General features: G+C 71.3%; 14 protein-coding genes. 8 read left to right on the top strand and 6 right to left on the bottom strand.

Annotated features, from left to right (window positions below; genetic code table 11):
• The first annotated feature begins 109 nt into the window (after positions 1–109).
• From DVS28_RS00550 to DVS28_RS00560, 3 genes are all read left to right on the top strand, one after another.
• Positions 110–1,588: a class I adenylate-forming enzyme family protein gene (locus DVS28_RS00550; protein ID WP_114589716.1), complete on the top strand. Its 1,479-nt coding sequence runs from the start codon at positions 110–112 to the stop codon at positions 1,586–1,588.
• Positions 1,589–1,708: 120 nt separating this feature from the next.
• The gene (locus DVS28_RS00555; RefSeq protein ID WP_114589717.1) at positions 1,709–3,514 is read left to right on the top strand and encodes a DUF3556 domain-containing protein; all 1,806 of its coding nucleotides are present in this window, start codon (positions 1,709–1,711) and stop codon (positions 3,512–3,514) included.
• A 19-nt stretch (positions 3,515–3,533) separates the two neighbouring features.
• Positions 3,534–4,952 (top strand): phytoene desaturase family protein, encoded by a 1,419-nt coding sequence (locus tag DVS28_RS00560; protein ID WP_114589718.1) that lies wholly within the window; start codon positions 3,534–3,536, stop codon positions 4,950–4,952.
• 223 nt (positions 4,953–5,175) lie between these two features.
• Here the strand turns inward: DVS28_RS00560 and DVS28_RS00565 are convergent, their stop codons facing one another.
• Positions 5,176–6,483: a hypothetical protein gene (locus DVS28_RS00565; protein ID WP_114589719.1), complete on the bottom strand. Its 1,308-nt coding sequence runs from the start codon at positions 6,481–6,483 to the stop codon at positions 5,176–5,178.
• Between the two features lie 452 nt (positions 6,484–6,935).
• On the bottom strand, positions 6,936–8,114 hold the full coding sequence (locus DVS28_RS00570) for an IS30 family transposase (RefSeq protein WP_216826274.1): 1,179 nt from the start codon (positions 8,112–8,114) through the stop codon (positions 6,936–6,938).
• A 218-nt stretch (positions 8,115–8,332) separates the two neighbouring features.
• Between DVS28_RS00570 and DVS28_RS00575 the strand changes: the two genes are divergently transcribed.
• Positions 8,333–8,725, top strand: coding sequence for a carboxymuconolactone decarboxylase family protein (locus tag DVS28_RS00575; protein WP_114589720.1), 393 nt, complete (start codon positions 8,333–8,335; stop codon positions 8,723–8,725).
• A 21-nt stretch (positions 8,726–8,746) separates the two neighbouring features.
• On the top strand, positions 8,747–10,639 hold the full coding sequence (locus tag DVS28_RS00580) for a heavy metal translocating P-type ATPase (RefSeq protein WP_245973658.1): 1,893 nt from the start codon (positions 8,747–8,749) through the stop codon (positions 10,637–10,639).
• A 74-nt stretch (positions 10,640–10,713) separates the two neighbouring features.
• Here DVS28_RS00580 and DVS28_RS00585 read toward each other — a convergent pair whose 3' ends face one another.
• The 4 genes from DVS28_RS00585 to DVS28_RS00600 are packed head-to-tail and all read right to left on the bottom strand — an operon-like array spanning position 10,714 to position 14,942.
• Positions 10,714–11,016, bottom strand: a complete 303-nt coding sequence (locus DVS28_RS00585; protein WP_114589722.1) for a DUF952 domain-containing protein — start codon at positions 11,014–11,016, stop codon at positions 10,714–10,716.
• Entirely contained in the window at positions 11,013–11,531 is a 519-nt protein-coding gene (locus DVS28_RS00590) for a metallophosphoesterase family protein (protein WP_216826306.1), read from the bottom strand. Before DVS28_RS00590 ends, DVS28_RS00585 begins: the two co-directional genes overlap by 4 nt.
• Before the next feature lie 46 nt (positions 11,532–11,577).
• Positions 11,578–14,154, bottom strand: coding sequence for a cell wall-binding repeat-containing protein (locus DVS28_RS00595; RefSeq protein ID WP_114589724.1), 2,577 nt, complete (start codon positions 14,152–14,154; stop codon positions 11,578–11,580).
• A gap of 32 nt (positions 14,155–14,186) precedes the next feature.
• A complete protein-coding gene (locus DVS28_RS00600) occupies positions 14,187–14,942 on the bottom strand; it encodes a helix-turn-helix transcriptional regulator (RefSeq protein WP_114589725.1) in 756 nt (251 codons plus the stop codon).
• Between the two features lie 99 nt (positions 14,943–15,041).
• Here DVS28_RS00600 and DVS28_RS00605 point away from each other — a divergent pair, with 99 nt between their 5' ends.
• From DVS28_RS00605 to folE, 3 genes are read left to right on the top strand one after another with little or no spacing between them, the layout of a single operon-like run.
• Positions 15,042–15,515, top strand: a complete 474-nt coding sequence (locus DVS28_RS00605; protein WP_216826307.1) for a hypothetical protein — start codon at positions 15,042–15,044, stop codon at positions 15,513–15,515.
• 29 nt (positions 15,516–15,544) lie between these two features.
• Positions 15,545–16,777 (top strand): NAD(P)/FAD-dependent oxidoreductase, encoded by a 1,233-nt coding sequence (locus DVS28_RS00610; protein ID WP_114589726.1) that lies wholly within the window; start codon positions 15,545–15,547, stop codon positions 16,775–16,777.
• Between the two features lie 17 nt (positions 16,778–16,794).
• The gene (gene folE / locus DVS28_RS00615) at positions 16,795–17,397 is read left to right on the top strand and encodes a GTP cyclohydrolase I (RefSeq protein WP_114593912.1); all 603 of its coding nucleotides are present in this window, start codon (positions 16,795–16,797) and stop codon (positions 17,395–17,397) included.
• Positions 17,398–17,404 lie beyond the last annotated feature (7 nt).

Below are 17,404 nucleotides of genomic sequence, written 5' to 3' on the forward strand. Positions count from 1 at the left end.
ACAAGGCAACGGATATTCGTCCTGCCGGACCGTGTTGCCGTCGGTGACCTCGGGCCTACGTTCACCTCCCCGACATCAACCGAGCCGCAGCGCTCGACGCGGAGCCGACATGAGCCTGGACTACCTCCCTTGGCGTTGCCCTGCCGACCGCCGAGCAGCCGTCGCCGTGCGTGATGACCGCACGGAGCTGACCTATCGGCAGCTCGACGACTGGACCCGAGCGGTAGCGGGACAGCTGGCCGGGTCGGGCCTGGGGCGGGGTGACGTGGTGGCCATCGTGCTGCCCAACCGCGTCGAGCTCCTGGTGGTGATGCTGGCGGCCTGGCGCCTCGGCGCCGTAGCCACACCCGTCAACCCGGTGTTCACCGAGCACGAGGCCAGGTACCAGATCGAGGACGCCGACGCGCTGATCGTGGTCAACGAAGGCCTGGACGAGAGCCCTCGTGGAGGTCGCATGGCCACCGGCGTCGACGACCTCGCGCGCCCGTCCGGCGACCGGCCACCCGTCGGGCCGGAACCCGCCGACCTCGACGGCAGCGACCTGGCCCTCCTCATCTACACGAGCGGGTCCACCGGGCGGCCCAAGGGCGTGATGCTGGACCACGACAACGCTGAGGCGATGACCAGCCAGATGGTCCGTCACTTCGGCCTGACATCGGAGGACCACTGCATGCTGGTCCTTCCGCTGTTCCACGTGAACGCCATCATGGTCAGCGTGCTGTCGGTCTGGCGTGCCGGCGGGCAGGTGTCCGTCGTCGGCCAGTTCTCCGCCAGCCGGTTCTTCGATGACGTCGAGCGGTTGCGGCCCACCTACTTCTCCGCCGTGCCGACGATCTACGCGATGCTGGTGGCCCTGCCCGAGGAGGTGAAGCCGGACACCTCGTCGCTGCGCTTCGTCGTCTGCGGTGCTGCACCGGTGTCCGAGGAGCTGCTGGTCGCCAGCAACGAGCGCTACGGCTTCGAGATGGTCGAGGGGTACGGGCTGACCGAAGGCACCTGTGCCTCCGCCTGCAACCCCGTCGACGGCGTCCGCAAGCTGGGGACCGTCGGGCCCGCCCTTCCCGGTCAGCAGATCCGTGTCGTCGACGAGGACGGGCACCCCGTCCCCAACGGCCAGCGCGGCGAGGTCCTGATCGCCGGCCCGACCGTCATGCGGGGCTACCTCGGGCGTCCCGAGGCCACCGCAGAGACCATCGTCGACGGCTGGCTGCGCACCGGGGACGTCGGCGTGCTCGACGACGACGGCTACCTCCGCATCGTCGATCGCGTGAAGGACATGATCATCCGCGGAGGCGAGAACCTGTACCCCAAGGAGATCGAGTCGGTCCTGACCACCGTCGACGGCGTGCTCGAGGCCGCCGTCGTCGGCCAGCACGACCCGTTGTTCGGTGAGGTCCCCGTCGCGTTCGTGTCCCGGTACCCCGGCTCGGATGTCGACGAGGAGACCCTCCTGGACCACTGCCGCCTGCACCTGACCAGGGTCAAGGTGCCGGTGGCCATCAACCTCGTCGAGGAACTGCCGCGCAACCCCGTCGGCAAGATCGACAAGCCGGGCCTTCGTCGGTCGCTGCAACCGCAGCCGACCTAGCGGACCAGCGCCCACCACCGTCGGCGACCGTCGACGTCCGACCACGAGCCACCGCTCGGGGGACGTCGTCGTGGGCCCTGCGCCGGCCTGCCCGCACACCTGCCAGCCAAGGAGAAGGACATGGGTTTCAAGACCGCAGACATGCCGCCGGTGGATCCGGCGGAGTACGACTCGATGCCGTTCATGGACCGCATGCGCATGCTTGCCACGCACTGGGTCGAGTACGGCTTCGGCGGCCCCAAGCAGATGCACATGCTGTACGTGTACAAGCTGCTGTTCTACGTGATCGCAGGTGTCGTGGTCGTGGGGGTCAGCACTCCCGGCCTGTCGTTGGCCGACCTCGGCGACTGGTGGGGCGAGCCGATCGTCTACGAGAAGTTCATCGTCTGGACCCTGCTGTTCGAGATCACGGGGTACGCCTCCTCGTCGGGTCCGCTGGCGTTCAAGTTCGCCCCCTTCACGGGTGGCTGGCGCTACTGGACCAGGCGCAACACCCTGCGGCTGCCGCCGTGGCCGAGCAAGGTGCCCCTCACCGCGGGTGACCACCGCACCCTCGCCGACGTCACCATCTACGGCACCATCCTGGTGCTGCTCGTCGGGTTGCTGCTGGCGCCCGGCACCCAGGACAACGCCTTCCCCGGAACCGACGCTGGCCTGATCCACCCGATGGGCCTGCTGGCCTACGTGGTCCTCATCGGCATCATGGGCCTGCGCGACCGCGTGGTGTTCCTGGCCGCCCGGTCCGAGCAGTACGTCGCCATCCTGTTCTTCTTCGCCGTCCTGTCGACCCCCGTCGACATGATCCTCGCCGCCAAGGTCGCGATGGTCAGCATCTGGATGGGCGCCGGCGTGTCGAAGTTCGGCCATCACTTCACGTCCGTGGTCCCGCCGATGGTGAGCAACACGCCCTGGATCACCTCGACGGCGTTCAAGCGGAAGCTCTACCGAGATTTCCCCAACGACCTGCGGCCCTCGCGGCTGAGCTGGGCGTTCGCCCACATCGGCGGCACCGTCGTCGAGCTGTGCCTGCCGGTGGTGCTGCTGTTCTCGACCAACACCACGCTCACCTGGCTGGCAATCGGCGGGATGATCCTCTTCCACGTCTTCATCACCTCCACCTTCCCGCTGGCCGTGCCGCTGGAGTGGAACGTGTTCTTCATGTTCGCGGTGGCGTGGCTGTTCGGCGGGTTCCCTGCAGGTGAGGGATGGGGCCTCGGCGACGTCAGCTCGCCGCTGGTCCTGCTGGCCTTCGCCGTGGCGTTCCTGACCATGCCGATCCTGGGCAACCTCCGGCCCGACCTGGTCAGCTTCCTGCCCTCCATGCGGCAGTACGCCGGGAACTGGGCGTCGGCCACCTGGGCGTTCCGTGGCGACGCGGCCGAGGACAAGCTCAACCAGCACCTGGTCAAGTACAACGCCAACCAGATCGACCAGCTGGCGGCGGCCTTCGGCAAGGAGGTCGCGGAGATCTTCATGCAGAAGGCAGTCGCCTGGCGGACGATGCACAGCCAGGGTCGGGCGTTGATCTCGCTGATGATGCGTCACCTCGACCGGCTCGAGAACTACCGCATCCGCGAGGCCGAGTTCACCTGCACGACCCTCGTCGGCTGGCAGTTCGGCGATGCCCACCTGCACAACGAGCAGACGATCACCGCGGTCCAGAAGCGCTGCAACTTCGAGCCGGGCGAGTGCGTCATCGTGTGGATCGAGTCCCAGCCCATCCACCGCAAGCGACTGGAGTACAAGGTCATCGACGCCGCGCTCGGCGTCGTCGAGCGGGGGCACTACCACCCGGCCGACGCCGTCAACGAGCAGCCCTGGCTGCCCAACGGCCCGATCCCCCACACCGTCACCTGGCGGCGCGAGGGCTACGTGCCGATCGGCGAGTGGGCGCACCCGTCGGTTCGTGCGACGGTGGGGGCATGACCCTCCAGGTGCGCAGCCGATGACCGACGCAGTGGTGGTGGGCAGCGGGCCGAACGGCCTCGCTGCCGCCGTCACGCTGGCGACCGCTGGCGTGACGGTCCGGGTGCTGGAGGCCGCCGACACGATCGGCGGCGGGGTGCGCAGCAGCGAGCTGACCGTGCCCGGGCTGCTGCACGACGAGTGCAGCGGCTTCCACCCCCTGGCCGTGGACACCGCGTTCAGCCGCTCGGTGGACCTGGCCGCCCATGGCCTGACCTGGCGGTGGCCCGAGGTGCAGTACAGCCATCCGCTGGACGGGGGAAGGGGGGCCGCGGCGTTCCGCTCGGTGGACGACACGGCCGACGGGCTCGGCGTCGACGGGCAGGCGTGGCGACGGCTGTTCGGGCCGTTGGTCGACCGCTTCGACCGGATCGCCGAGGACTTCCTCCAGCCGATGCTGCACGTCCCGTCCAACCCGTTCGCCCTGGCGCGGTTCGGGCTGCGGGCCGCCCCGTCGGTGCAGCTGTTGGCCTCGCGGATGTCGACCCCGGAGGCCCGGGCGTTGTGGGCCGGTGCCGGCGCGCACGCGATGCGCCCGTTCGGCCAGCCGCTGTCGGCGGCCATCGGCGCGGCGCTGGCGACGGCGGCACATCGGTACGGCTGGCCGGTGGCCGAGGGCGGGTCCCAGGCGATCGCCACGGCGATGCGCTCGGTCATCGAGGCGCACGGTGGGACCATCGAGACCGGTGTCCGCGTCGAGTCGCTGGACGAGCTGGGTACCCCGGACCTGACGGTGCTGGACGTGGCGCCGGGCGCGGTCGTGCGCATGGCCGGCAAGCGACTGCCGGCGCGGGTGGCCAGGGCGTACCGGCGCTACCGCCACGGACCGGGGGCGTTCAAGGTCGAGTACGCCGTCGTGGGTGGGGTGCCGTGGAGCCACGAACCCACCCGACGGGCCGGCACCGTGCATGTCATCGGCGACTTCGAGGAGACGGCGGCGGCCGAGCAGGCGGTGCACCGGGGGAGGATGCCCGAGCGCCCGTTCGTCCTGCTCGGCCAGCAGTCCCTCGCCGACCCCGGGCGGGCCAACGGCGACGTGCACCCCATCTACGCCTACGCCCACACCCCGCACGGCTGGACCGGCGACGCCACCGAGGCGATCACGGGACAGGTCGAACGGTTCGCCCCCGGCTTCCGGGACCGCATCGTCGCGACACACGTGCGGTCGACCACGGACATGTCGGTGCACAACCCCAACTACGTCGGTGGGGACATCGTCACGGGGGCCAACACGCCGTGGCAGCTCGTCTTCCGACCGCGGGTGGCGCTGGACCCCTACGCCACCGGCATCCCCGGGGTGTACCTGTGCTCGGCGGCCACCCCGCCCGGCGCCGGCGCCCACGGCATGTGCGGCTTCCACGCCGCCCGGTCGGCCCTGGACTGGCTGGGCCGCCGGTAGAGGCTGGCTTCGAGCGGACGTGGGGGCCGGGCGACCTGGGCCACGCCGCGTGTCGGGTGTTTACGGCGGGCGGCCCCGAATCCGACACGCGTGGCCGAGGGGTCAGGGTCGGACCGGGTCGTGTGTCGGGTTTCTGCGACGGGCGGACCAGAACTCGACAAGCGTGGACGTTGGTGACCGGCGGCTCACCGCGCTGTGAACCGCCGGCCGGTCGTGCGCCTCGTCAGTAGTTGCACCAGAGCAGGTCGTCGGCAACGGCGTCGAAGCCGTAGATCTCACCGCTCCAGGGGAAGACCTCGAACTGGGCCCAGATCAGGTCCCAGCCGACGTCCACGTTCATGGTGACCGTGTAGCCACCGTCGGGGAAGGGACCGTCGACGAAGGTGTCGAGCGCCGGGGTGTAGCCACAGGCGTACATGGCGTTCTCGGCGACCCACATGGCTTCGACCCATTCATCGGTCGGCGGCGCCGGGGTGGTGAAGCCCCAGTACGCGTCGATCTCCCACAAGGGGTAGACGGTCTCGCAGGGGATGCCGTCGACGTCGGCGTCCATGCGGTCCGGTGCGCCGTCGGCGTACCAGTAGTCCATCGCGTCGGCGTAGCTGTACCCCATGTCGGCCAGGTCACGGCAGAACAGGCCGGTCGGCAGGCCGAAGCTGTTCACCGGCGGATTCGGCGCAGGGGCCGGGGCCGGTGCCACCGGCGCGTTCGGCACGGGTGCCGGGGCCGCGGGGGCGGGAACGGGGACAGGCGCAGGGGTCGTGGTGGTGATGGCCTGGAAGGTCTGCACGATCCGGACCGCTGCATCGACATCGGCGGTGGAGACCATCTGGACCTGCACCGCGAGGATGCCGTTGGTGCCGTCGGTGGCTGCGATCTGCAGCATCGCGCTGTCGGTCGAGCCGCACCCGGCGTAGAGGACCGCCGTGCCGACGTACCAGCCGTCGTCGTAGGCGTAGGAGCGCTGTTCGGTGCACGTCGTGTCGGCGGCGATGGCGCCGCCCATGTCGGCGAGCACGGTGTCGGTGGTCCCGGTTGCGGCAGTCCGCAGCTCGAGGATGGCCCCGGCGCCGTCCCAGCGATCGATCAGGCCCTCGAGGTCGGGGGCCGCCCAGATCGACGGGATGGCGACACCGTCGCTGGTGTCGTTGCGCAGGTCGCGGTCGGCCCAGGCCGTCGGGATCTCGACGGTCAGCTGACCGCTGTCGTCGGTGACCCACTCGTACGTGGTGTACGGGGATGCGGAGGCGAGGGCAAGCCAGGAGAAGTCAACGCCGGCCGCCGCCGCGGCGACCGTCGCGTCCTCCGAGCCACGTTCGGGCTTGCCCTCGTCCAGCGGTGCCGGCGGCAGCGCCTCGGTCGTCGGCTCCTCTTCGGGGGCCGGTGGGATGGCGGCGGCCGGCTCCTCCGGCACGTCGACCTCGGCAGGGGGAGGGGCCTCGGCCTCGGTGGTGGTCTCGCCGCTGTCACGGAGCAGCAGCAGCCCGACCAGCCCGCCGACGACCACGAGGAGGACGGCGAGGGCGGCCACGATCCATGGCGTCGCAGACGACTGAGGCAGCACTGGCGTCGCAGACTGGGTCTCGTGGGGCGGGGTCGGGGGCAACGGCCCAGACGGTCCACCGAGTCCCTGGGGAGTCGAGCCGGGCATCTGGCCCTGGTAGGGGCTCGCTGTCGGACCGGGATCGAGGCGGATCTGGTTTCGTTCTCGCGTGTCGCTGAGCATGACCACCGACGTCCTTCCCGACCGGAACGGATCCGGTCGAGTCCAGCATGCGACGGGGGCTGTGCGAGGACACGAGGCGAACGGCCCCCTGCACGTGCCGAACGACCTGCCCCCTGAGGGACCTTCAGCGGTGGTGTTCGTTGGATGTCGTCGGTCCATGCGTGTCGGGTGATCACGACCGGCGGCCCGGAATCCGACACGCGTCTGGCGGGACTGGGTCGGTCACCCCCGCGTGTGTCGGGTAATCACGCTTGTTGTCAACCGGTGGGTGCAACAAGTTGGGCGAGTTGGGCGGCTGGGGTCTTCCAGCCGAGGGTTTGTCGGGGGCGGGTGTTGAGGCTCTCGGCGAAGTCGTTGAGGTCCGCTGGGGTGTGGACTGACAGGTCGGTGCCCTTGGGCATGTACTGGCGCAGCAACCCGTTGGTGTTCTCGTTGGAACCGCGTTGCCAGGGCGAGTGGGGGTCGCAGAAGTAGACGGGCACGTCGGTGTCGATGGTGAACTGGACGTGCTCGGCCATCTCGATGCCCTGGTCCCAGGTGATGGACCGCCGCAGGTGCTCGGGCAGCCCAGTGATCGCGGTGGTCATGGCATCGCGCACCGTCGCGGCGGTCCGGTCGCCATCGAGGTGCATCAGCATCACGTAGCGCGTGGAGCGCTCCACCAGGGTGCCCACCGCGGACTTGCCGTCCTTGCCGATGATCAGGTCGCCCTCCCAGTGACCGGGCACGGCACGGTCCTCCACCTCCGCGGGCCGCTCGCTGATCATCACCATGTCGTGCATGCGTGGCCGGGGAGACCGACCGGAGGGGACCCGCTTGGCCCGACCGGTCCGCAGGCACGACGTCAGCTCGCGTCGCAGCTCGCCCCGCCCCTGGACGTACAGCGACTTGTAGATCGTCTCGTGTGACACCGTCATCGACTCATCGTCGCCGAACCGCTCCTTGAGATCTGCAGCGATCTGCTGGGGCGACCACAGTCTGCGCAGGCCGTGCTCGACGAGGCCGGCCAGCTCCGCGCAGCTGGCGAGCTTGGTCGGCTTGGCCCGCCGTGCCTGCTCGTGGGCACGCTTGTGGGCAAGCATCGGCCGGTAGGCCTCACGGCCACCGTTGCGGTCCACCTCGCGCCACACCGAGGACTTGTGCCGGCCGACCCGATCGGCGATGGCCTGATAGGTCTCGCCCCGACCGATCCCCAACCGGATCTCCACCCGATCATCAAGCGACAACCGGTGCGGTGAGGGATCAGTCGCAAGCTCTGCCCGCAACACCCCACCGAACGGCTTGAGCACGTTGAGGAAGCTGCCCACGGAGATGTCGACCTCCTCAAGGATCTGCCGGCGGCCCTGACCGGCTCGTGCCCGACGGATCACCTCCGCCCGCACCTCATCAGGCAACCGCAACCACCGCTTCTCACCCTTGGCCCTCGACCTCACCATGACCTACCGCCTCCACCTCGAAGTGTCGTGTTGCAACGAAGTCTTGAGGCTGCCACGACCGGCGGCCCGGAATCCGACACGCGTCTGGGGGGTTGGGTCGACCCCCGCACGCGGCTGGGCCTGCCGGACGGCTCATGGGAAGCGGGTCGTTCGGCACGGTCCCTGCGGGCCGCGTCGCTGCACCATCGAGTCGACTGCCCACGGATCGAGGAACGACCATGACCGCGACGTCCATCACCGACACGTCCATCTCCGACGCCCACAACGCGCAGGTGATCGACGACCTCCGCGCACCGACCAGGGCCTTCCGAAAGGCTGCGCCAGAGGCGTGGGCCGGCTTCGGTGCCCTCCACCAAGCGGCGGTTGCCGACGGGGTCGTGCCCGCATCCATGAAGGAGCTGGTCGCGCTCGCCATCGCGGTCACACAGCACTGCGACGGCTGCGTGGCCTATCACGCCAAGGCGGCGGTGATGAAGGGCGCCACCCGCGAGCAGGCGGTGGAGGTCCTCGAGGTGGCGCTGCTCATGGCGGGCGGCCCCGCGTCGGTCTGGGCGCCCAGGGCCCTCGCGGCGTTCGACGAGTTCGCCGACGTGCGCGGCACCACGACCTGACGAGCGGACGTCCCCGTGACGATGCCCGACGGGCTCCGCGCCGCCCGCCTCGCGGTGACGCTGGCGGCGCTGGCTGTCGGCGGTGCCTTCGCCCTGGCGGGCGGGGACGACACGGCTGCGTGGATCTGGACGGCCGGAGCCCTCGTCCAGCTGGTGCCCCTCGTCCGGGCGACCGTGCGCAGCGTGGTCCGACGCCAGCCCGACGTCGACGTCATCGCCCTGCTGGCCATCGTCGGCGCGCTGCTGGCCGGCGAACCACTGGCGGCCGTCGTGGTCGCGGTGATGCTCGCCACCGGTGAGGCGCTGGAGGACTGGGCCGCCGGTCGGGCCGAGCGTTCCCTCACCGCCCTGCTCAGCCACGCTCCCGACCGGACCCAGCGACGGGTCGGCGGAGTACTGGAGGACGTGGCGGTCGCCGATGTCCGGCCCGGCGACCGGCTGGTTGTCGTTTCCGGCGAGGTCGTGCCCGTCGACGGCGTCGTGCTGGACCGGGCGGTCCTGGACGAGTCCACCCTGACCGGCGAGGCCGTTCCCGTCGTCCGCGACGCCGGCCAACCCGTGTTGTCGGGGGTCACCAACATCGGCCCACCCGCCGAGCTCCGAGCGACCGCCACGGCGGCCGACAGCACCTACGCCGGCATCGTGCGGTTGGTGTCCCGCGCCCGGTCGACCAAACCCCCGATGGTCAGGCTGGCCGACCGCTGGGCCGCGTGGTTCGTCCCACTGACCCTGTTCGTTGCTGGTGGCGCCTGGGCGTGGTCGGGGGATCCGGTCCGCGCGCTCGCGGTGCTGGTCGTGGCCACGCCGTGCCCGCTGCTGCTCGCCACCCCCATCGCGATGGTCTCCGGCATCTCCCGCTCCGCCCGCTCGGGCGTCATCGTCAAGGACGGGCGAGGACTGGAGGCGCTCGCCCGGGTCCGGACGGTGTGTGTCGACAAGACGGGCACGTTGACTGCCGGCCACCCCGAGGTCGTCGACGTCACCCTCTTCGGCGAGGTGTCGGAGGCCGATGTCCGCAGCTTGGCCGCTGCCGTCGAGCAGCTGTCGGCCCACCCCTTCGCGGCCGCCATGGTCGCGGCCGCCGGGTCGGCTCCGCTGCCGGTACCCACGCAGGTGGAGGAGGTGGCGGGCGAGGGGGTCCGTGGCCGTGTCGAGGGCCGGGTGGTCGCGGTCGGCACACGGGCGTTCGTGTCCGCGAACGGGGCGTCGGTGGGCCCCGCCGATCCGGTGGCCACGGGCGTGCCGGGCGACACCGTGGCATGGGTGGGGGTCGAGGGGCAGGTGGTGGCGGCGATGCGACTGCGGGACCCCGTCCGGCCCGAGGCACGCCGCACCGTCCAGCGGCTGAACAGGGCCGGCGTGGCACGGACGGTCCTGGTCACCGGCGACTCGCTGGACGTGGCAACCGGTGTCGCGGACGCGGTCGGCATCACCCGGGTGCACGCCGGGTGCACGCCCGCCGGCAAGGTGGCGAGGGTGGCAGAGGAGCAGTCCACGCAGCCCACGGCGATGGTCGGCGACGGGGTCAACGATGCGCCGTCCCTGGCCGCCGCCGACGTTGGCATCGCGATGGGGGCACGCGGGGCGACGGCGTCGAGCGAGGCGGCCGACCTCGTCATCACCGCAGACCGCATCGATGCCCTTGCCGACGTGCATCACATCGCCCGGGACACCATCCGCATCGCCCGGATCAGCGCGGTCGGCGGCATGGCCCTGTCGGGCGTCGCCATGGTGGCTGCGGCGGTCGGCCTGCTGACGCCGGTCGCGGGCGCGGTGCTGCAGGAGGGCATCGACGTCCTCGCGATCGCCCACGCCCTCCGCGCGCTCGGCCCCCTCCGCCGCCGGCGGCCAACCCCAGCGATTGTCGGGTTGTCCCCGCCGGCCGCCCCGAACCCGACACGCGTCGGGGGGTGAGGGGTGGACCGCCCAGCCGGTTGTCGGGTTATCCCCGCCGGCCGTCCCGAATCCGACACGCGTCGGGGGTGAGGTCAGGCCGGGGTGACGTCGACCACGGCCGCGCGGGGGATGGGGCCGTAGACGTGGGGGAACGCCTCGCCGCGTCCGGTGGTGTCCTCGCGGACGATCGGCGCCTCGACCCTCCCGACATCGATCTGGAGGAGGAGCAGGTCGTCGCGGTCGGCGTAGTAGCGCTCGATGACGCCGGCGACCTGGTCGGGGTCGGCGCAGTGCACGAACCCCTCGACCTCCAGGCTCGCCGGGGCCAGCACGTCGGCCACCGCCGCCCACTCGTCGCGGCCGATGACGTGCACGATGACCGGACCGGCCGTCACGCCGCGACCACCGGCAGGATCGTGGCCTCCTCGACCACGCCGTCGCGGAGGGTCAGCCGACCCATCGTCGCCACGGGCTGACGACGGCGTTGGGTCGGTGAGCCCGGGTTGAACAGCAGCTGCCCGTCCACCCCCGTCTCGTTCCACGGGATGTGGCTGTGCCCGAAGACGACCACGTCGGCCTCGGGGAACATGCCGTGCAACCGCTCGGCCCTGCCCTTGGCCTGTCCGCTGTCGTGCACCATCCCGATGCGCACCCCGGCCAGCTCGACCTCCAGCCGCTCGGGCAGCACGCCGGCAAGCGACGGGTCGTTGTTGCCGAGGACCGCGTGCACGGGGGCGTGGCGAGCCAGCACGTCGAGGACCTCCTGCTCGACGATGTCGCCGGCGTGCAGGATCACGTCGGCGTCGCGCACGAGGTCGAACACCGCGTCGGGCAGGTCCCCGGCACGGTCGGCTCGCCGGTGGGTGTCGGCCAGCACGGCCACACGCATGGACGGATCAGGGGTGGACACGGGACCAACCGTACCCACCCCTCCCCCCGGGTGACCGATGACCCGGTCAGCGGGTCGGCCACCCCCGGGTCAGGCTGATCGACTCCACCCGCCAGGTGCGGCCGGGGGCCTCGTCCTCGTTGGGATCGAAGCGCAGCCCGGTCACCGGGGCGGCCTGCCACAGCGGGGTGTTGGGCTCCAGCGAGTGGGGGCTGGTCATCTCCACCACGTAGGTCCGCTGGTTGGGGTAGGCAACGATGTCGTTGCCGTTGCGCCACGCCTGGTCACCCTGCTGGTACAGCACCCGACCCATCGTCCCGCCACCTGGTGCGAAGGCCAGGTCGAAGGGACCGTCGACGGAGAACTCCACGACCACGTGGGTCCACACGGCGGTGTCGATCGGGGCGGGGACGTCCAGCACGACGTAGGGGTCGCCGGAGTGGTTGGTGTTGCGGCCGGTCAGGCCCGGTCCGTCGATGCGCTCGGCGTTGGTCAGCTCGATCACGTCGTCGGTCCCGGCGACCAGCCCACCGGCCGCGAAGTCCCACGCGTTGCCACGGACATCGCGGGCCCACTCACCGTCCAGTACCAACGGGCCCTCGGACAGGCCGGGCGAGACGATGTCGATCGGGCCGGCGGTGCTGCCCGCGGTCCCGTCGGCCGCGACGGTGTGCAGCCAGTAGCGGCCGGGCGGAAGCACGTCGGGGTCCAGCACGCCGCCGGGCAGCTCGCCCCACAGCGCCGACGTCGGGTCGGTGTTGTTGCTCGGATCCTCGTCGAGGTCCCACCGGACGGCCACGCCGGGAGCGGTGGTCGTGGTGATGGTCGATGCGGTCGAACCGTCGGTGATCCGGAGGTCATCGACGATCGTGCCGCCGTTGGCGTACAGGTAGATCGTGTGGATCGGGTTGCCGGTCCACGCCGGGTCACCGGCCAGGTCGATGGCGACGGTCTGCCAGCCCGGCTGCAGGTTCGTCCCTGCGCGACCCTGCGCCACCATCGACGCCGGGTTGATGCAGTCCACGTTGGGGGTCGTCGAGCACGACCGGAACTCCAGCCCCAGCGGGCCGGCAGCAGGGCTGTAGACACGGGCGAGGAACCGCGTGAACCGGGTGGTGTCGACCGGGACGGCCAGCCCGTCCGGCGGCACGGGAACGGCGCCGCCGAAGCCGGACCACAGGACGGGCACGTTGCCCGGTTCGCCGCCGTAGCGAAGCACCGACGCGCCGGTGTCGACCTGGGCGCCCTTGCTGTTGTTGATGTCGGCGGCAGGGCGGACGTCGACGGCCTCGTCGAAGTCCCAGCGGCCACCGGCGAGGGGCGACAGGTACTCCGTGGGCGCCTCGACCGTGGTGTCGGAGGTGATCAGCGCCGGCCAGGTGACGGTGGCGGTCCGACCGACCCGGTTGTCGTCACCGGCGACCCGGACGACGACGGTGCAGTCACGGGCAGCGTCACCCGAGCGGGTGCCACCGGTCAGGCAGCCGCCATCGTCGTCGAGGGTGACCTCGGTCTCGCCGGTGAAGGACACGGTGGTTCCGACGGGCAGGGGCGAACCCGGGGCAGGGGCCACCGCGAGGGGGACCAGGGGGGCGAACCCAGCAGCATCCCTTGCGGCGTTGCACGCCACGGCTGGGGCGGCACAGATCAACGCGGAGGGGGACAGGTCGTCCAGCGCGGCGAGCGTCGCCGTCGGCAGCTCATCGCCGTTGCTCAGCAGGATGGCGGCGTCGCCGGTGGCCGCGGGATGGGCGGCCGCGAAGCCCGTGGTCCAGGCCTCGGGGTCGGTGCCGTCGAGGAGCACGACGGTCTCGGCACCGTCGGGGCGGGTCTCCTCGGCGATGCGGGCGGCCGTCGTGAACCGCTCGGGACCAGCGACACGGCGGATGTCGCGGCCGGCGGCGACGGCCTCGGCCGCTTCCTCCGACACCGCGGCGGTGCCACCGATGACGACCAGCTCGTCGGGGTCGAGGTCGGCCATCGCCGCTCGGGTGGCGTCGGTCACGAAGTTGTTGTCCACCAGGAGCACCGGGTAGCCGGTGGCGGCGGCCCAGGCTCCGGCGCCGATGGCGTCGATGAACCCAGCGGAGGGGTTGTCCTCCGGTCCGCGGGCGCGGGCCAGCAGGACCGTGGAGACGTCGCCGGTGGCGGCCTGCACGGCGGCCTCGGCCGCGGTCTCCGTGCGGTCGAGGCCGGAGATGCGGGTGACGTCGGCGCCGACCGGCAGGTCGTCACGAACGTCCTCGGGCACGGCGGCGACGCCGCCGAGGATGATGACCTCGTCGACGCCGGCGGTGGTCAGGAGGGCCTTCGTGGCGTCGTCGAGACGACCGTCGGTCGCTCCGACCAGCATCGCGTCGTCCTGCAGGACGCCGGAGGCCAGCGCGTCGGGGAAGGCACCTGTCGTCGTGACGATCGCACGGCTGGTGGGGGCCAGCGCCGCGACGGCCCGCATCCGTTCGGCTGGCGCGGCGCCGTCCCACGGCACCGCGGTGACGTCGTCGGCAACCGAGGACACGCCGGGCGGATCGGGGTCGGGCTGGGCGGCGGCGGGGGCGAGTGACCCCACGAGGAGGGGGAGGAGCAGGGCGAGGAGCCCGACGGCGGACATGAATGGTCGGCGATGCGACAGTGATGACTGCATGCCGCGGAGCGTGCCCGAACCGATACGTGGGTTCAACTTTCCTCACCTGGCTGGCTCCCCGGCCGGTCGCCGATGGGTCGGCGGTGGAGCCGGACGCAGCACATGTCGTCGTGGGGTTCCAGGGACGCATCCAGCGTCACGCCGGCGGACTCCATGGCCGCTGTGAGCAGGCAGTGGTTCATCCCGCAGATCAGGGATGTGTGGCTGCGTGCGAGCTCGTGGAACGGGCAGTTGCGCAGCAGGATGGTGCCGTCCTGGTCCTGGGTGGGTTCGAACCCACGCGCCTCGAGGGCGACCATGGCTGCCTCGGCTCCCGGGCCTCCTTCGTCGGCGCCGGCGGCGATGGCTGCCCCCAGGGCGATGCCCTCGCGCCGGGCGGCCTCGTCCAGCAGGCGCCCTGGGTCCTCCCCGGTCGTCGATGCGGCCACGAGGGCATCGGCCAGCAGCCGACCGGGCAGGGCGTAGTCCCTCGGCGGTAGGCTGACGTCCACGTCACGGCGGGCGCGGCGATAGACCTTCGCCGGTCGGCCCGCCCCCGGCCCGCTGCGACCGCTGAGGCGCTGGTAGTCGACCTCCAGCAGGCCGAGCTCCGCCAGCTTGTCCAGGTGGTGGGCGGTGATGCCCCGGCGGAGGCCACTCGCTTCCGCGGCGGCATCGCGTCCGACCCAACCGTTCGCCTCGACCACGTGGTCGTACAGCTTGCGGCGGTTCGGGTCGCCGAGCGCGGCAACGGTCTCGATGGGGTCGGCGATGGACTCGGTGGGGTCGGGGGTGGGTGCGGACGGCATTCGGAGAGCGTACTCGACCAAAAACAATCTCTGTTGACTTTTCCCCGGGTGGCGGACCACTATCAACAACATCCATCGTCTATAGAAAGGTTCAATCCGATGTCCGCTTCCGTCCCCGCAACCCGCAGCCGCGTTGACCACCTGTCGGTGGAATCGACCGACCGGCTCCCGACCCCCGTCGTGCAGGCCTTCTGGCTGCTCCGCATCGGCTTCACGGCCGCGCCGATCCTCTTCGGGCTCGACAAGTTCGCCAACGTGCTCGTCGACTGGGACACCTACGTCGCGCCCCTGTTCACCGACTCCTTGGGCATCTCGGCCGGGACGCTGATGTCGTTGGTCGGCGTCGTCGAGATCCTCGCCGGGTTGCTCGTCTTCGCCAGGCCGCGCATCGGCGGCTACGTGGTGGCCGCGTGGCTGGGCGGGATCATCCTCGACCTGCTGGTCCTGGGGGACCACTACGACGTCGCCCTGCGCGACTTCGGGCTGCTGCTCGGCGCACTGACCCTCGCGCGGTTGGCCGCGGTCGTGCCACGCGACGCCCGCCCCTTCCCGTCGGCTGCCGCCACCAGCTGACGACGCCTCGACGCGACTGGAGCAACACCGTGACTGCATCCCCGACCCACGTCATCGTCGGTGCCGGCCTTGCCGGCGCCAACGCCGCGCGTGCCCTGCGGGAGGAGGGCTTCGACGGGCGCATCGTCCTCATCGGCGACGAGGCCGATCTGCCCTACGACCGGCCGCCCCTGTCCAAGCAGTACCTGCGGGGCGAGACGAGCCCGGACGACATCCGCGTCCTCGACGCCGACGGGTGGTCCCAGCTTGACGTCGACCTCGTCCTCGGCGCGGCCGTGACCTCCGTCGACATCGATGGCCGGCATGTGACGTTCGGCAACGGCACCACCGTGGGCTGGGACCGGCTGCTCCTGGCCACCGGGGCCGAACCACGCGCCCTGCCGGTCCGGGGCGGTGACCTGCCAGGGGTGCACCTGCTGCGTCGCCTCGCCGATGCGGACCGCCTCCGGGCCGCACTCCAACGGGCCGACCGCATCGTGGTGGTCGGTGCGGGCTGGCTGGGCTCCGAAGTTGCGGCATCCGCCCGGCAGATGGGTGTCCAGGTCTCGCTGGTCGAGATGGGCTCGGTGCCGCTCGCCCGCACCCTCGGCGAACGGGTCGGCTCGATCTATCGTGACCTCCACGCCAGCAACGGCGTCGCGTTGCACATGCGGGCGTCCGTCACCGCCATCCTGGGCGACAGGCGGGCCACGGGTGTCCAGCTCCACGACGGCACCGTCCTGCCGGCGGACCTCGTCGTGGTCGGCGTCGGCGTTCGGCCGCGAGCGCAGCTGGCCAGCCGCGTCGGCCTGGCGGTCGGCAACGGAAACGGCATCGAGGTCGACGCCGAGCTGCAGACGTCGGCCCCCGGCATCTACGCCGCGGGCGACGTGGCGTCGGCCTGGCACCCAGTGCTCAACCGCCGGCTTCGGGTCGAGCACTGGGCCAACGCGATCCACCAGGGCCGTGTGGCGGCGGCCAACATGCTCGGTGCCAACCGCCCCTACGACCGGCAGCCCTACTTCTTCTCCGATCAGTACGACCTCGGGATGGAGCTGACCGGGCATCCCGACCCGGCCATGGAGGTCGTGTTCCGAGGCGACCCGTCGGACGGTGCCTTCATGGCGTTCTGGCTGGCCGACGGACGGGTGAGTGCGGCCATGAACGCCAACATCTGGGACGTCACCGACACCCTCCGCGAGCTCGTGGAGTCGGGCCGACCGATCGCCAGCGAACGCCTGGCGGATCCCTCCGAACCCCTCGACGCCCTGGTGTCGTCGTGACGGGACCGTCGCCGACCATGCGCGATGGTGTGGGGGCGCCGACGCGGGTGCCGCCACCCGCGTCGGGCGGTGTCGATCGTCCTGCAGCCATCGCGGCGGTCCACCGGCTGCTGGTGGCCCTCGGCCAGGACACCGCCGACCCACAGCTACGGGACACCCCCCGTCGGGTGGTGGATGCCCTGGAGGAGATGCTGACACCCCCGCCGTTCGCGACGACCACCTTCCCCGACGAGGTCGGCTACGAGGGGGCGGTCGTCGTCCGCGACATCCCCGTGCAGTCGCTGTGCGCCCACCACCTGCTGCCCTTCGTGGGCGTCGCGCACGTGGCCTATCTACCGGGCGCTCGACTGGTGGGCCTGTCCAAGCTGGCTCGGACCGTCGAGGCCCACGCGCGTCGACTCCAGGTACAGGAGCACCTGACGGTCCAGGTTGCTGACTGGGTGATGGCGGAGCTCGCTCCGGAGGGTGTGGCGGTGGTGCTCGAGGCCGAGCACCTCTGCATGGCCATGCGCGGCGTCCGTTCGCGCGGCACCTCGACCATCACGACCGCGGTGCGGGGGCGCGTTCGTGACGACCCACACCTTCGGACCGAGGTGCTGGCGCTGCTGGCGGTTCGGTGAGGACACC

This window comes from Euzebya pacifica (genome assembly GCF_003344865.1).
Lineage (GTDB): Bacteria > Actinomycetota > Nitriliruptoria > Euzebyales > Euzebyaceae > Euzebya > Euzebya pacifica.

Bases quoted from the DNA above. Each gene is read 5' to 3' on its own strand.
- DVS28_RS00550 (WP_114589716.1), top strand. From the start codon at position 110: ATGAGCCTGGACTACCTCCCTTGGCGTTGCCCTGCCGACCGCCGAGCA.
- DVS28_RS00555 (WP_114589717.1), top strand. From the start codon at position 1,709: ATGGGTTTCAAGACCGCAGACATGCCGCCGGTGGATCCGGCGGAGTAC.
- DVS28_RS00560 (WP_114589718.1), top strand. From the start codon at position 3,534: ATGACCGACGCAGTGGTGGTGGGCAGCGGGCCGAACGGCCTCGCTGCC.
- DVS28_RS00570 (WP_216826274.1), bottom strand. From the start codon at position 8,114: ATGGTGAGGTCGAGGGCCAAGGGTGAGAAGCGGTGGTTGCGGTTGCCT.
- DVS28_RS00575 (WP_114589720.1), top strand. From the start codon at position 8,333: ATGACCGCGACGTCCATCACCGACACGTCCATCTCCGACGCCCACAAC.
- DVS28_RS00580 (WP_245973658.1), top strand. From the start codon at position 8,747: ATGCCCGACGGGCTCCGCGCCGCCCGCCTCGCGGTGACGCTGGCGGCG.
- DVS28_RS00595 (WP_114589724.1), bottom strand. From the start codon at position 14,154: ATGCAGTCATCACTGTCGCATCGCCGACCATTCATGTCCGCCGTCGGG.
- DVS28_RS00600 (WP_114589725.1), bottom strand. From the start codon at position 14,942: ATGCCGTCCGCACCCACCCCCGACCCCACCGAGTCCATCGCCGACCCC.
- DVS28_RS00605 (WP_216826307.1), top strand. From the start codon at position 15,042: ATGTCCGCTTCCGTCCCCGCAACCCGCAGCCGCGTTGACCACCTGTCG.
- folE (WP_114593912.1), top strand. From the start codon at position 16,795: ATGCGCGATGGTGTGGGGGCGCCGACGCGGGTGCCGCCACCCGCGTCG.